Genomic DNA, 13,307 nt, shown 5'->3' with positions numbered 1-13,307 from the left:
TATCAACCCGTCCTGACAGGTGTCGCGCGACGGGGAGGAACGAGCCACCGGCCCCGGGGTGCGCCAGGGCCGGCGGTGAGGCGGGGTGCTACTCGCAGCCGACGCGCTGGGTGCGGCTGACCACCAGGTTGTCGACCCACGTCTCGGAGGCCGACGGCCCCTGGGGATGCACGAAGCCGTAGCCCACCCAGAAGTTGTTGAAGGAGCGCATGCCGATGTCGGTGAAGTCGTGGGCCAGCGCGCCGTCCACATAGACTCGCGCGTTGCCGTGGGTGCTCGACGCGGTGGGGCGGCGCACCTCCCACTCCAGGCAGACCCAGCGGCCGGTGGACATGCCCAGGTTGACGGGCGGGCCCTGACGATTCCAGCCCTGCCCTGCCCGCGCGGACCAGTCATCGAGCGCGAACCCCGTGTCTCGGATGACCTGCAGCTCGATGCCGCCGAAGTCCGAGTTCGTGTCGGAGAAGAGGACGAAGTAGGTGCCCATCTGCCCCTGGTCGCCAGGGAAGGCGTTCATGAACACGTGCGCGCGCACGAAGAGCTGCGTGTCGAACGGGGGGATGCTCTTCATCCACCGCGCAATCGCCTGGCCCTCGTTCTGCTTCTCGTCGATGCCGTCCTCCGTCACGATGTGCAGCGAGCGCGCGCCGGTGTGAGGCTTCGTGCCGTCCGCCTCGATGGTGGAGTGCTCGCGGCCGACATCCCAACCCGCGGAGCCGTTCTCGAACGTCTCGCAGAGGATGGCGCCGGTGGGGCAGGACGCGTTGCCCGTGCCGCCATCGCCCGGGGGGCTGCCGGCGTCGGTGCCCGAGTCGGTGGGATTGGAGCCACCATCATCGCCGGGCTTGTCATCGTCATCACCGGAGCACGCCGGCATCACGCCCCACGCCAGCAACGCGATGGGCAGCAACAGAGTGACTTTGAAACGCATAGGGTCCTTCCAGGTTCGGGCGCGAGGCCCGGCCATGTCTGACGGAGCGCCCCGCGGGGCCGGGGCTCGCTCTGGGGGTAAGGAGGCGTGGCGGGCTCCCCGGGCCGGCGCCAACCTCCGAGCGAAACAACTACCACTCCGAGCGCGCCCCCGGCAGCGGGGCCCGGCGGACCCAGGAGCGCGGCGGGCGCCACGTGCCGTCCACCCGCCCGCCTGCCCGGCACCACCCGGTGCCCCGCATCGAAACGGTGGCATCCCCTCCCGGGAAGGTGCAGAACTGCGCGCCTCGAACCCCCCACGTGAGGAATGCGCTCCCATGAAGCTCTACTACTCGTCCGGTGCCTGCTCCCTGTCCCCGCACATCGCCCTGCGTGAGGCGGGCCTGAAGTTCGACCTCGAGAAGGTCGACCTGCGCGGCAAGAAGACGGAGACCGGCGCGGACTACTTCGCCGTCAACACCAAGGGCTATGTCCCCGCGCTCCAGCTCGACAACGGCACGGTGCTGACGGAAGGGCCCGCCATCGTCCAGTACATCGCGGACCAGGCGCCCGAGGCGAAGCTGGCCCCCGCCAACGGCTCCATCGAACGCTACAAGCTCCAGGAGCTGCTCAACTTCATCTCCACCGAGATTCACAAGGCCTTCAGCCCCCTCTTCAACCCGGCGTTCCCGGACGAGGGGAAGAAGATCTACAAGGACCGGCTCGCGGTGCGCTTCAAGACGCTGGACGAGGTCCTGTCGAAGAACACGTTCCTCATGGGTGAGCAGTTCACCGTCGCGGATGCGTACCTCTTCACCGTGCTGAACTGGGCGAAGCCCATGCAGGTGGACCTGGAGGCGTTCCCCGCCGTGAAGGCCTACCACGCGCGCGTCGCCGAGCGTCCCCACGTGCAGGCGGCGCTGGCCGCCGAAGGCCTCAAGAAGTGATTCCGGCCTTCGTCAAGCTGCTCGTCTCGGACCTGACGCGCTCCCTGGCGTTCTACGAGGCGCTCGGCTTCGAGCGCACCCAAGCAGAGCCGCCCTTCGTCCGCCTTCAGTGGGCGGGCGCGGTGGACGTCTACCTCGTCACGCCTCCGACGCAGTTGCAGTTGGAAGGCCGGCGGGGACTGGGCGTGCTCGTGGGCTTCCGCGTCGAGGGCACCAGCGGCCTGGACGAGGTGCTCCTGCGGGCGCAGGCGCAGGGGGCCGTGGTGGAGGGCCCCGCCATCCAGCCGTGGCACACCCGGGAGGTCATCGTCACCGACCCGGACGGCTACCGGCTCAACTTCATCGAGCCCGCGTAGCGCCGCCTGACCTGGAGGGTTTGCAGAGGCCCTCCAGGAGCAGGTCCATCATCAGGGTCGCGGTGCGCATCAGTGGACGCATGTCGATCCACTTGTCCTCGGGTCCCATCACCAGGTGCAGCGCGACGAGGCCATGCAGGCCGCCCCAGAGCGCCTGGCTCACCAGCTCCACGTCCTGGTGCTCGGGCCTGAAGCAGTCCGCGTCCTTCGCCTCCTGCACGGACTGGCGCAGGAAGGCATAGGCATCTTGCTCGGGGTTGCCCTGCTCCGGGCCGTCCGGCCCCGTGGTCCCCACTTCGGCCGGGCGGCGCTCCATGAAGAGCAGGCGGTAGGTGGTGGGGTACTCCTGGGCGAAGTCGATGTACGCCCGCCCCATCTTCCGCAGGCGCTCCACCGGGTCCTTCACCTTGGCGACCTTGTTGAGCACCTCCGCGAAGCGCAGGAAGTCATGGGCGCACAGCTCCTGGATGAGCGCGGCCTTGTCCTTGAAGTGCACGTAGATGGCGGTGGCGCTGTACTCGATTTTCTCGGCGACGCGCCGCATCGTCATCGCCTCGTAGCCCTCCTGGACGTAGAGCTCGCGCGCCGCATCCAGGATGCGCTGCCGCGTCGCCTGCTTCTCCCGCTCTCGTCGCTCCTTGATGCCCATGGTGCCTCTCGAGTGCCGCTATGCCGCGCCACCGGCCGATGCGACGGAGCCGGGCAGCGGGGACGCGGGCCCCTCGCTGGCCGGTGCCTCGCCCTCCCGCTCCACCTCCGGGGCCAGCAACTTGTACACCACCGGCGTCACCACCCGGGTGAGGACGGTGGAGGAAATCAGCCCACCGATGATGACCCACGCCAGGGGTGAGTAGAGGCTGCTGTGCTCCAGCGCCAGGGGCAGCAGGCCCCCCAGGGCCGTCAGCGTGGTGAGCAGGATGGGCAGGAAGCGCGTCTCGCCCGCCTGCTCGATGGCCTCGTCCACGGACAGGCCCCGCGCGCGCAACTGGTTGGTGAAGTCCACCAGGAGGATGCTGTTCTTCACCTCGATGCCCACCAGGGCGATGAAGCCGATGGAGGCGGTGAACGACAGCGTGTTGCCGGTGAGGAACAGCGCGAGGATGCCGCCCACCAGTCCCAGCGGAATCACCGACGCGACGATGAGCGTGCTGCGGAACGTGCGGAACTCCAGCACCAGCACCGCCAGCACACCGAAGGCCGCGATGATGCCGGCCGCGGACACGCCGTCGAAGCTCTCCTGGCGGCTCTCCAGCTCTCCGGCCGCTTCCAGGCGGTAGCCCGGCGGCGGCTTCACCTCCGCGTCCAGCCGGCGCAGCACGTCCTGGATGACGTTGTCGTTGATGTAGCCGGTGGCCACGCTGGCGGAGACGGTGACGGAGCGCTCGCCGTCGTGGTGGGTGACGCGGTTGGGGCTGGCCTCCAGGCGCACCTGGGACACCTGCATGAGCGGCACCTGCGCGCCGGTGACACTGGCCACATGCAGGCGCTCCAGCGCGCCCAATGCCGGCCACGCGCCGGACTCCAGCGGCATCCGGACGAGGATGGGATGGTCCTCGCCCGCCTCGTCGCGGAAGGTGCCCGCCGGCAGACCCGCGAGCCCGAAGCGCACCGCGCGCGCCACCTCCGCCACGGGCACGCCCAGTTGCCCCGCCTTCTCCCGGTCCACCTCCACCTGGAGGTCCGTGCGACGCGTCTGCACCGGGTTCTTCACGTAGAGGGTGCCCGGTGTCGTCTCCAGCACCTGCTGGGTCCGCGCGGCCAGCGTGCGCAGCGTCTCCAGCTCCGGCCCCACCAGGCGCACCGCCACGGGCGCTTCGATGGGAGGCCCCTGCTCGAACTCGCGCACCTCGATGCGCGCGCCGGGGTACGCGGACAGCTCCGCGCGCAGGCCGTCGAGCAGCGCGGGCGTCGTCTCCGAGTCGTAGTCCTGGAGCTGGACGAAGAGCTCGCCCACGTTGGGTCGCTCCGCGCTCGGCTGGACGTTGTAGTAGACGGACGGATGGCCCCGCCCCGCGTTGGCGGAGACGGAGACGACCTCCGGCCGGCGGCGCAGGGCGTCCTCCACGAAGCGCACGGCCCGGTCCGTCTCCAGGAGGCTGGCGCCCTCGGGCGTCTCCACCTTCACGTAGAACATGGGCGTGCCGGCCTTCGGAAAGAGGCTGAAGCCCACCACCGGCACCAGCGCCAGGCTGCCCACGAAGAGCGCCGCGGCCACCACCACCGTCACCACCGGCCGCGCCAGCGCGCGGTGCAGCAGCGGGCGGTAGCTGCGCTCGATGAAGTGGTGGAAGAAGCGCAGCACGCGGTTGCCCTCCGGGTGCTCGCCCTCCGAGAGGAAGAGGCTGGCCAGCAGCGGAATCACCGTGAGCGACACCAGCAGCGAGGCGAGGATGGTGAACACCACCGCCATGGGCAGGCTGCGGATGAACTGACCGGACGTGCCGGGCAGGAACAGCAGCGGAACGAAGGACAACACCAGCGTGGCGGTGCAGCCCAGCACGGCGAGCCCAATCTGCGACGTGCCCTCGATGGCCGCCCGCACCCGGCTGCGCCCCATGCGCAGGAAGCGGGCGATGTTCTCCACCACCACGATGCTGTCATCCACCAGGAGCCCCAGGGCGATGACGAAGCCGACGATGGAGAGCTGGTTGAGCGTGAAGCCCGCGTGGTGCAGCGCCGCGAGCCCCAGGGCCAGGGACAGGGGAATGGACACCATGACGATGAGGCTGGCCCGGAAGCCCAGGGGCAGGAGCGTCACCAGCACCAGGGCCAGCGCCAGCGCGAAGTCCATCGCGAAGCCGCCCAGCCGCCGCTCCACCTGGAGCGACTGGTCGAACCCCGTCTCCAAACGCACGCCCTTCGGTAGCTCCCGGGCCCATTCGCGGGCGGCCGCCAGCGACGCATCCCTCACCGCGAAGACGTTGCCACCTTCCTTCTGCGTGACGCCGACGAAGACAGCGCGCTCGCCGTTGAAGCGGCCCAGGTGCACCGCGTCCTGGTCCCGAAACGACACGTCCGCCACGTCCTGCAGGCGCACCACGCCCGCCTCTCCACCGGACACCACGGTGGCGCGCACCTGTTCGAGCGACGTGTACTCGCTGCTCGTCTTCACGTTGAAGCGCCGCGCGCCCAGGTCCACGCTGCCCGCGGGGACATTGAGGTTGGCGCCGCCGAGCGCTTGCAGCACCCGCTCCAGCGACACGCCCACGCGCGCCAGTCGCTCCGGGTCCACCGACACGCGCACCTCCTGCTTCGTCGCCGCGAAGACCTCCGCCTTCTTCACGCCGGACACATGCGTCAGCCGGTCCGCCAGGGCGTCCGCGTGCCGCTCCAGCTCTCGCGCGGAGACATGGGGCCCCACCAGGGCGAACTGCACCACGCTCACGTTCGCCGCGCTGTGACGGAGGACCTCCAGGCGCACCAGTCCCGAGGGAAGCTGGGGCCGCGTGGCGGTAACCTGCCGCAGCACCTCCGCGTGTTTGTCATCCGGGTCCGTGGAGGACTCGAACTCGATTTCCAGCTGCGCCAGCCCGTCCTCCATCTGGCTGCGCACCTCCTTCACGTCATCGAGTTCCTCGAAGGCCTCCTCGAGCGGGTCCACCACGAGCTGCTCGAGGTCCGCCGGGCTCGCACCGGGGTACACGGCGATGAGCGTGAAGCCCGGCATCGGGAAGACAGGGTCCTCCGCGCGGGGAATGGACAGCGCGCTGGAGACGCCCAGCGCGACCAACATGGCGAACACCACCAGGGTGAGCTGCGGGTTCTTCACGGCCGCGGTGGAGAGCTTCATCGCGCCTCCACCACCGCCACCGCCTGGCCGTCGCGGAGGAAGGCCACGCCATCCGTGACGACGTGGGCGCCCACGTCGGGCCCCTCGGACAGGGCCGCGCGGCCGTCCTCGGAGGAGAGGAAGGCCACCCTCACGCGCTGGCGCCGCGCGCTCCGACCATCCGGGTTCACGATGAAGACGCTGGCCACGTCACCGTCCCCTTCCAGCAGTGCCTCCACGGGAATGAAGCGCACCGTCTGCCGCTCGGACGGAAGGACCCGCGCCTTCGCGGAGAGGCCTGACAACAGTCGCGGGGAGGGCTCCGCGCCACCTCGCTCGTCGGCGCCGGCCACACGTGCGGGAACCTCCTTGGGGAGTCGCAGCTCGAGCTCCACCTCCGCCGTGCCCAGGCCCGGCGTGGCGGCGCTGGCAATCTCGCTGACACGCGCCTGGAACGTCCGGCCGGGGTAGGCGTCGAGCGATACTTCCGCCGCGTCCCCTTCCCGCACGCGCACGACGTCGCGGTCCGTCAGGCCCACGCGGACGACCCAGCCGCCATCCGCGCTCGCGAACTGGAAGAGGGCCTGGCCGGGGGACACCACCTCACCGGGCTCCACCAGCCTCCGGAGGATGCGCCCGTTCGAGGGCGCCACGAGGGTGGCCTGTCGCTGGTTGAAGGCCGCGGCGCTCCAGGCGGCGTCGGCGACCTCGAAGGCCGTGGTGGCGTCTTGCAGCTGCGCGCGCGTGGCCACCTGGGCCTCGTGAAGTTGCTTCGCGCGCTCCAAGTCTCGGGCCGCCTTGTCCCTCGCCTCGCGAGCCTGGGCCACCTGGGGGCCAATCTCCGACGGGTCCAACGCGGCCAACACCTGCCCTCGCGTCACCGACCGACCCTCGTCCACGGCGACCTGCCTGACGATGCCACCCAGCTTGAAGGACAACCGCAGCTCCTGCTTCGCGGCGAGCACCCCGCTGGCGCGCACCGGACGGGTGACCTCCTCCGCCACGACGGGCACGGAGCGCACCTGGACGGGCGCTTCACCGGAGGAAGCAGGCCCCGGAGCGGCGGTGGCCGGGCGCGAGCACCCCACCAGGGACAACAGCCCCACGACGAGGATGGCGAAGCCGCTCATCCACGCGGCGGACAGGGTCAACGACGGGGCACGCACCATGACGGCGACTCCCTCCCGCCTTCATCGAGGCAGGCAGACACCCCTCCTCATCGCGAGGCCGGGTTTACACAGGACCACCACTTAACGCCGTTAACTAAACGAGACAAGGTGGTTCACATAACTTCATAAACCCCCCATCGGAGTCTGGACGTGGACGGGTGCCCTCATGGCGAGCGGCGGCCTCGCGTGTGGCGCGTCGCGGGCGCGACCAACCCCCTCCTCACCTGCTCGCCTTCGCATGCGACCAGGCCGTCCGCCCCACGGACAAGCACGCTGGAAGGAAGAGGCGAGGGCCGCGCGAGGCCCGCACCGAGGTGTACGGTGACATGTCGTCCGGCACGCACAGGGCCGGGCCTTCGCCGCACATGTCTTCCCGCGTCGCCTCACTCCTCGAACACGTCCGCGCGAACGCGGAGAACCGGCCCGGCATCTACCGGATGTTGGGGCCCTCGGGCGAAGTGCTCTACGTCGGCAAGTCCGTGCGGGTGCGCTCGCGGCTGCTCTCCTACTTTCGCGCGGAGCCCGGCGACAAGGCGGCGGACATCATCGCCCACGCGCATCAGGTGGAGTGGGAGCACACGCCCAGCGAGTTCGCCGCGCTGCTGCGCGAGCTGCGCCTCATCAAGTTCCACCGCCCCCTCTACAACGTGGAGCACAAGCGAGACCGGGGACACTGCTTCCTCCACCTCACCAAGGAGGCCGTGCCCCGCCTGCACGTCGTAGGGCGCGTCACCGGCGCGAGCGGCGACTACTACGGCCCCTTCCAGGGCCAGGGCGCGGTCTCCGACGTGGTGCGCGCGGTGAATGACCTGCTCGAGCTGAGAGACTGCGCGGCGGACACACCGATGCGACTGGCCAACCAGGGCCAGCTCTTCCCGCTGAAGCAGGAGCCCCTCTGCATGCGCGGCCAGCTCTCCCGCTGCCTCGCGCCCTGTGCCGGCGGCTGCACCCATGCCGAGTACGACGCCCGCATCGCCCAGGCCCGGGCCTTCCTGGAAGGCACCTCCGACGTCCCGCTCACCCTGCTGCACGAGCGCATGGCCCTGGCCGCCCGGCGCCTGCAGTTCGAGTACGCCGCGGAGCTGAGAGACCGCGCGGAGCGCCTGAAGAACCTCCGCGAGTGGATGGTCTCCCTGGGCCGGACGATGAAGCGGCTGTCCTTCGTGTACACGGTGCCGGGCCACGCCGGAGAGGACCGCGTCTACGTCCTGCGCCGGGGCAGCGTGCGCGACGAGTGGCCCGCGCCGCGAACCCCCGAGGAGCGCGAAGCCCTGGAGGCCCGCGTCCGGGAAATCTTCGAGCGCCCCGAGCCCGAGACGCTCGGCCTGCGCGCCCACGAGGCCCAGGAGGTGATGCTCATCGCCCGCTGGTTCCACCTCCACCCCGACGAGTTCGACCAGGCCACCGCGGCGCCACCGACGCACACGTGAGCCAGGCGCGCGCGCCCGGTTCGTATGTCTGCGTAGGACTCCACGCGGGGACGAAGCCAGCCGCCTCGGCGGGTATGTCTCACCTCGCGTGACGAGCGCGCGTCAGGGCCAACGGGTATGACTGCGCCACTTCCTTCAAAGGGGGAGACAATGAAAGCCAGGCTCTCGATAGCCACCCTCGTGGCCGGCCTGCTGGCGTCGTCGGCCGCATGGGCCGCCGTCACCGTGCGCTATTACAACCGCGACTCGCGCGACTACACCTGGACGGCGGTGTGCAGCGGCGTGAAGACCTCCGTCTCGTTCGGCAAGAGCCAGACGGCCTCCGTCACCATCCAGGGCTCGGGGCCCTGCACCATCCAGACAGACGGGGGCAACGTCGTCCTCAAGGGCGGCGAGGACCTGGACATCAAGGGTGGCCGCATCATCGTGAAGTAGATGACCCTACATCCCGCCCAGATTCATGAATTTTAAGCCCAATTCTATCGATTTTTAGCTGTATCCGACGGGATTTAAGACTCCGGTCCGTTGAATCTGGCCCACGCCGGCCTCATACTGCATTGCGTCAGTCTTCCTTGGGGTGACGCGATGAAGAAGTGGTTGGCACTGGCCCTGCTGGTGGGAGTGGGCGTGGCGGGCATGTTGGTGACGCCGGCGGCGCAGGTGAAGCAAGGGGGGCCCATCAACCCAGCGGACACGGCGTGGATTCTCACCGCGACGGCGCTGGTGCTGTTGATGACGCCGGGCCTGTCCTTCTTCTACGGCGGCATGGTGCGGCTGAAGAACGTCGTGTCCACGCTGCTGCAGAGCTACATCGCCATGGCGGTCATCAGCCTGCTCTGGGTGGTGGTGGGCTTCAGCCTCTGCTTCGGCGACAGCATCCACGGCATCATCGGCGACCCGCGCACCTTCTTCATGTTCAGCGGCGTCGGTGGAGAGACGCACCCGGACCTGGCGCCCACGATTCCCCTGATGCTGTTCGCGCTGTTCCAGCTCAAGTTCGCCATCATCACCCCGGCGCTCATCACTGGCGCCTTCGCGGAGCGGGTGCGCTTCAAGGCGTACGTGCTCTTCATGGTGCTCTTCACGCTGGTCATCTACGCGCCGCTGGCGCACTGGACGTGGCACCCGAAGGGCTTCCTGCGTGAGTGGGGAGTGCTGGACTTCGCGGGCGGCACGGTGGTGCACATGTCCGCGGGCTTCGCGGCGCTGGCGGGCGCGCTGGTGCTGGGCCGCCGGCAGGTCCATCTGGAGAACGCGTCGCACACGCCGGCGAATCTGCCCTTCGTGATGTTGGGCACGGGCATGTTGTGGTTCGGCTGGTTCGGCTTCAACGCGGGCTCGGCGCTGTCGGCCTCGTCGCTGGCGACGCTGGCCTTCGCCACCACGAACACGGCGTCCGCGGCGGCGATGCTGGGCTGGATTGCCTTCGACTGGCTGCGCGGCCGCAAGCCGAGCGCCATGGGCGCGTGCGTGGGCGCGGTGGTGGGCCTGGTCGCGGTGACGCCTGCCGCGGGCTTCATCACCGTGGGGCAGAGCATCATGGTGGGCCTGGTCGCAAGCTTCGTGAGCAACGCGGCGGTGCACCTCAAGAGCCGCACGTCCATCGACGACACGCTGGACGTCTTCCCCTGTCACGGACTGGGTGGCGTGGTGGGCATGGTGCTCACCGGCGTGCTGGCCAAGGATGTGGGGCTGCTCTACGGCGAGACGAAGACGTTCTTCATGCACATGCTGGCGCTCGCGCTGGTGTCCGCCTTCTCCTTCATCGGCTCCTACCTGCTCTACAAGCTGGTGGACCGCATCGTGCCCCTGCGCGTCACCCGCGAGGCGGAGGAGCAGGGCCTGGATTTGAGCCAGCACGGCGAGACGATGGGCGAGTCGACCATCGCCCCCGCGCCGCGCGCCGCCCCGAGCGAAGCGCCGTCCGCGCCTCCGGCGACCGCGACGACGCAGGGCTCCACGGAGCCGCTGCCCGCTTGAGCGGAGCAAGCGCGCGAGCCCGCGCGCCGCGACTGTTGACCACCGGGTGCGTGGGGGTGAGTGCCTCCCCTTCGCACCCGGGTATCCGTACGGTGTCCGACGCTCCCGGCACATCCCCGGGGATTGCGCGCGGGCGCGCCTCCTAGGCTCCCCTCATCGCGAGCGCCCACGTGAGGCACTGCGCCGCGAGTCCCGGGGGGACACCATGCGCCACGGTATCGCGGTCCATGCCGCACAGGCCCTGCTGCTCGCGGGCCTGCTGACGCGCCCGAGCGACGCTCGGGCCTCCGAGCCGCCGACGCGCGAGGAGTACTTCCGCTACGTGCCCCTGGCCTACCCGCGCATCGTCCGGCAGACGACGGCCAGCGAGGCGCTCTCGCTCTACGGCGACACGGCGGACCCGTCCTACCGCGACGAGACGCCGCGCGACGGCATGGACGACAACCGGTTCCGGGTGCTGCAGGCGCTGGCGGTGCGCTTCGCGCCCATCCTGGTGAAGAACACGTACACCTTCCCCATGGACCACAAGGCCTTCCGAGATTTGCCCGGCGGCCTGTTGTTGAACCTGGACACGTGGGATTTGGCGAAGCCGGGCTCGGTGTTGATGCGCAGCGACTCCATCAACTTCTCCTCACTCGGCCATCCCTGTCCCGAGGACGGCGCACCCGAAGTCGCGCTCCAGACGGAGCAGTCCGGACGGGATGCGCGCGACGACTGCCGCCTCATCGCGCTGCTGCGGGAGTTCCACCCGGACCACCCCACCATTCCCCGCCTGCGACAGGACGCGGTGGCCGCCGAGCAGGCGCCCTTCACCGTGATGTACTTCGACTTCCCGGGCTTCAACCCCTCGACGTGGCATGAGGCGTACGCGAGCCCCACGCCGGATGAGATTGCGCGCCGCTACCAGGGCACGGAGAAGGTCTACGCGCATCCGTTCCTCTCGGAGGTGCGCGACGCGAAGCACGGCCTGCGCGGCTACGAGCTGCTCATCCAGTACTGGTTCTTCTATCCCTTCAACGCCGGGGGCAACAATCACGAGGGCGACTGGGAGCACGTGAGCGCCGTCATCTCGCCGCTGTCCGCCGTGGAGCGCCCGCTCACCGAGGACGAAATGCGGCGCATCCTCGCGGGCGGCTGGGCCGCCGACGGCCCGGACCCCCTGGTCCTCAAGCGCACCGAGTACTTCTTCCACCGCAACTCCATGGTCTTCGACTTCGCGAGCCCCAACGCGTACCTGCCGCGCAAGCAGTGGGAGGAGCTGGTGGACCTGCGGGGCGAGGACCGACCCGGCGAGAAGAAGCTGCTGGCGCGGGTGCGCAGCTACGTCTGGGCGGACGAGAAGGAGACCCGCATCAACACGCACCCCATCGGGTACATCGGCGCGGACTCGAAGGGCCTGGAGCAGTTGCTCGCCTCCCCCGGCCCGCACGCTCGCGAGTCACACGCCACGTATCCGCTGCCCGGCGTCTTCAAGGACGTAGGCCCCGCGGGTTCCACGGAAGCGGTGCCCAAGCACTTCGACCACCAGGAGTACCTGTCGGACCCGAAGCGGCCGCTGCCCGAGGATGTGGTGCGCTACGACATGGCGGAGCGCATCGACCTGGTGCCGGACTGGGAGCGCGTCTACGACCTGGCCATCGACGACCCGTCGGTGCGCCGCGAGTGGTCCTGGCTCATCCTGCCGCTGCGCTGGGGCTACCCCTCCGCCGCCTCGCCACTGGCGGGCATCGTCGCGCACTCGGACATGGGCAACCTGTCCATCACCGGCCCCGCCTTCAGCGAGGGTTGGAACCGGCCCGCGCCCAACGCGGGCTTCATCCGCTACGCGCCCGGAGAGCTGCCCTGGTTCTTCCCCCTGGACGTGCAGGACAACTTCTCCAACAACCTGGGCTTCCTCAACGGCCCGGTGGCCATCCTCATCAGCCTGCCGCCGTTCGACTTCCTCTACCGGGTGGTGGGCCTGCCCATCCGCGCGCTGGTGGAGAAACACGAGCCCGTCTACACGCCACAGAAACAACTGCCCCGGCGACGCGCGAGCGTGGAGGCGGGCATCAGCATCGGGCTGCTCGACGAGGACTTCGCCGCGCTGCTGCTCAATGACCGGCAGCTCGCCGAGTGGGGGCCGCAGTTGCTCGCGCTGGACCCGACCATCAGTGAGCAGCCGTCCCGGTTCATCCAGCCGGTGGTGGACACGGCCATCTCCCCCACGCTGAAGGTGAGCTTCTATCTGGGGGACCGCTTCACGTCGGAGAACACGCTGCTGCACTCGCGCAGCGACGTGGGCATCGACGTGCCGCTCGCGGGTGAGGAGACCCTGTTCCGACTCCGCGCGAAGCTGAACCTGTGGGAGTACGCGGGCAGCATCCGCTACAACATCCTGCCCGGCGGCTTCCAGCCGTACGTCAAGGTCGGCTACGGACTGACGTGGTATCGGCTGGAGGAAGGCAACATCAACGGCGTGGGGATGGCCAATCCCAACTCGTACTGGATTCGCCTGCCCGGCTTCTTCCGCAACCTGTGGCCCAACACGCTGCACCTGGGCGCGGGTCTGGACGTCATCCTCGTGAGGGGCTTCTTCCCCGGGCTGCGCGGCCTCGATGGCGGCCTGCGCGCCGGCTACGTGTTGTCCCGCCACGAGCTGGGCATCCGGGACCTCACCACGCCAGGCTCATTGGAGGGCGCGGTCAGCGAGCCCGTGCACGTCTACCGCAACACCTTCGAGCTGCTCGGCACGCTGAGCTTCTGAC

Annotated in this window: 10 protein-coding genes; 6 read left to right on the top strand and 4 right to left on the bottom strand. The window is 69.5% G+C overall.

Annotated elements, in window-relative coordinates; translation table 11 throughout:
- Positions 1-88: 88 nt before the first annotated feature.
- Entirely contained in the window at positions 89-931 is an 843-nt protein-coding gene (locus HUA76_RS33620) for a hypothetical protein (protein WP_174463152.1), read from the bottom strand.
- Between the two features lie 316 nt (positions 932-1,247).
- On the opposite strand from HUA76_RS33620, the gene gstA reads away from it, so the two are divergent.
- Entirely contained in the window at positions 1,248-1,856 is a 609-nt protein-coding gene (gene gstA / locus HUA76_RS33615) for a glutathione transferase GstA (protein ID WP_174457655.1), read from the top strand.
- The gene (locus HUA76_RS33610) at positions 1,853-2,212 is read left to right on the top strand and encodes a VOC family protein (RefSeq protein ID WP_174463151.1); all 360 of its coding nucleotides are present in this window, start codon (positions 1,853-1,855) and stop codon (positions 2,210-2,212) included. Before gstA ends, HUA76_RS33610 begins: the two co-directional genes overlap by 4 nt.
- On the opposite strand, the gene HUA76_RS33605 is transcribed toward HUA76_RS33610, so the two are convergent.
- From HUA76_RS33605 to HUA76_RS33595, 3 genes are read right to left on the bottom strand one after another with little or no spacing between them, the layout of a single operon-like run.
- Positions 2,196-2,861 (bottom strand): TetR/AcrR family transcriptional regulator, encoded by a 666-nt coding sequence (locus tag HUA76_RS33605; RefSeq protein ID WP_141646748.1) that lies wholly within the window; start codon positions 2,859-2,861, stop codon positions 2,196-2,198. The two genes, HUA76_RS33610 and HUA76_RS33605, sit on opposite strands and share 17 nt — an antisense overlap.
- Positions 2,862-2,879: 18 nt before the next feature.
- The gene (locus HUA76_RS33600) at positions 2,880-6,002 is read right to left on the bottom strand and encodes an efflux RND transporter permease subunit (RefSeq protein ID WP_174463150.1); all 3,123 of its coding nucleotides are present in this window, start codon (positions 6,000-6,002) and stop codon (positions 2,880-2,882) included.
- Positions 5,999-7,150: an efflux RND transporter periplasmic adaptor subunit gene (locus HUA76_RS33595; protein WP_174457659.1), complete on the bottom strand. Its 1,152-nt coding sequence runs from the start codon at positions 7,148-7,150 to the stop codon at positions 5,999-6,001. The genes HUA76_RS33600 and HUA76_RS33595 overlap by 4 nt, the downstream gene beginning before the upstream one ends.
- Positions 7,151-7,515: 365 nt before the next feature.
- Here HUA76_RS33595 and HUA76_RS33590 point away from each other — a divergent pair, with 365 nt between their 5' ends.
- The 4 genes from HUA76_RS33590 (at position 7,516) to HUA76_RS33575 (ending at position 13,306) form a co-directional block, all read left to right on the top strand.
- The gene (locus HUA76_RS33590; protein ID WP_174463149.1) at positions 7,516-8,580 is read left to right on the top strand and encodes a UvrB/UvrC motif-containing protein; all 1,065 of its coding nucleotides are present in this window, start codon (positions 7,516-7,518) and stop codon (positions 8,578-8,580) included.
- A 150-nt stretch (positions 8,581-8,730) separates the two neighbouring features.
- Entirely contained in the window at positions 8,731-9,015 is a 285-nt protein-coding gene (locus HUA76_RS33585; protein ID WP_174463148.1) for a hypothetical protein, read from the top strand.
- Positions 9,016-9,165: 150 nt separating this feature from the next.
- Positions 9,166-10,560, top strand: a complete 1,395-nt coding sequence (locus HUA76_RS33580) for an ammonium transporter (RefSeq protein WP_174463147.1) — start codon at positions 9,166-9,168, stop codon at positions 10,558-10,560.
- A gap of 205 nt (positions 10,561-10,765) precedes the next feature.
- Positions 10,766-13,306, top strand: a complete 2,541-nt coding sequence (locus HUA76_RS33575; RefSeq protein WP_174463146.1) for a hypothetical protein — start codon at positions 10,766-10,768, stop codon at positions 13,304-13,306.
- Position 13,307 lies beyond the last annotated feature (1 nt).

This window comes from Myxococcus sp. CA056, from assembly GCF_013336715.1.
Lineage (GTDB): Bacteria > Myxococcota > Myxococcia > Myxococcales > Myxococcaceae > Myxococcus > Myxococcus llanfairpwllgwyngyllgogerychwyrndrobwllllantysiliogogogochensis.
Note: the sequence above shows the minus strand (reverse complement) of the source record. Positions and strands in the feature narration are given on the sequence as shown.

Bases quoted from the DNA above. Each gene is read 5' to 3' on its own strand.
- HUA76_RS33620 (WP_174463152.1), bottom strand. From the start codon at position 931: ATGCGTTTCAAAGTCACTCTGTTGCTGCCCATCGCGTTGCTGGCGTGG.
- gstA (WP_174457655.1), top strand. From the start codon at position 1,248: ATGAAGCTCTACTACTCGTCCGGTGCCTGCTCCCTGTCCCCGCACATC.
- HUA76_RS33605 (WP_141646748.1), bottom strand. From the start codon at position 2,861: ATGGGCATCAAGGAGCGACGAGAGCGGGAGAAGCAGGCGACGCGGCAG.
- HUA76_RS33600 (WP_174463150.1), bottom strand. From the start codon at position 6,002: ATGAAGCTCTCCACCGCGGCCGTGAAGAACCCGCAGCTCACCCTGGTG.
- HUA76_RS33595 (WP_174457659.1), bottom strand. From the start codon at position 7,150: ATGGTGCGTGCCCCGTCGTTGACCCTGTCCGCCGCGTGGATGAGCGGC.
- HUA76_RS33590 (WP_174463149.1), top strand. From the start codon at position 7,516: ATGTCTTCCCGCGTCGCCTCACTCCTCGAACACGTCCGCGCGAACGCG.
- HUA76_RS33585 (WP_174463148.1), top strand. From the start codon at position 8,731: ATGAAAGCCAGGCTCTCGATAGCCACCCTCGTGGCCGGCCTGCTGGCG.
- HUA76_RS33580 (WP_174463147.1), top strand. From the start codon at position 9,166: ATGAAGAAGTGGTTGGCACTGGCCCTGCTGGTGGGAGTGGGCGTGGCG.
- HUA76_RS33575 (WP_174463146.1), top strand. From the start codon at position 10,766: ATGCGCCACGGTATCGCGGTCCATGCCGCACAGGCCCTGCTGCTCGCG.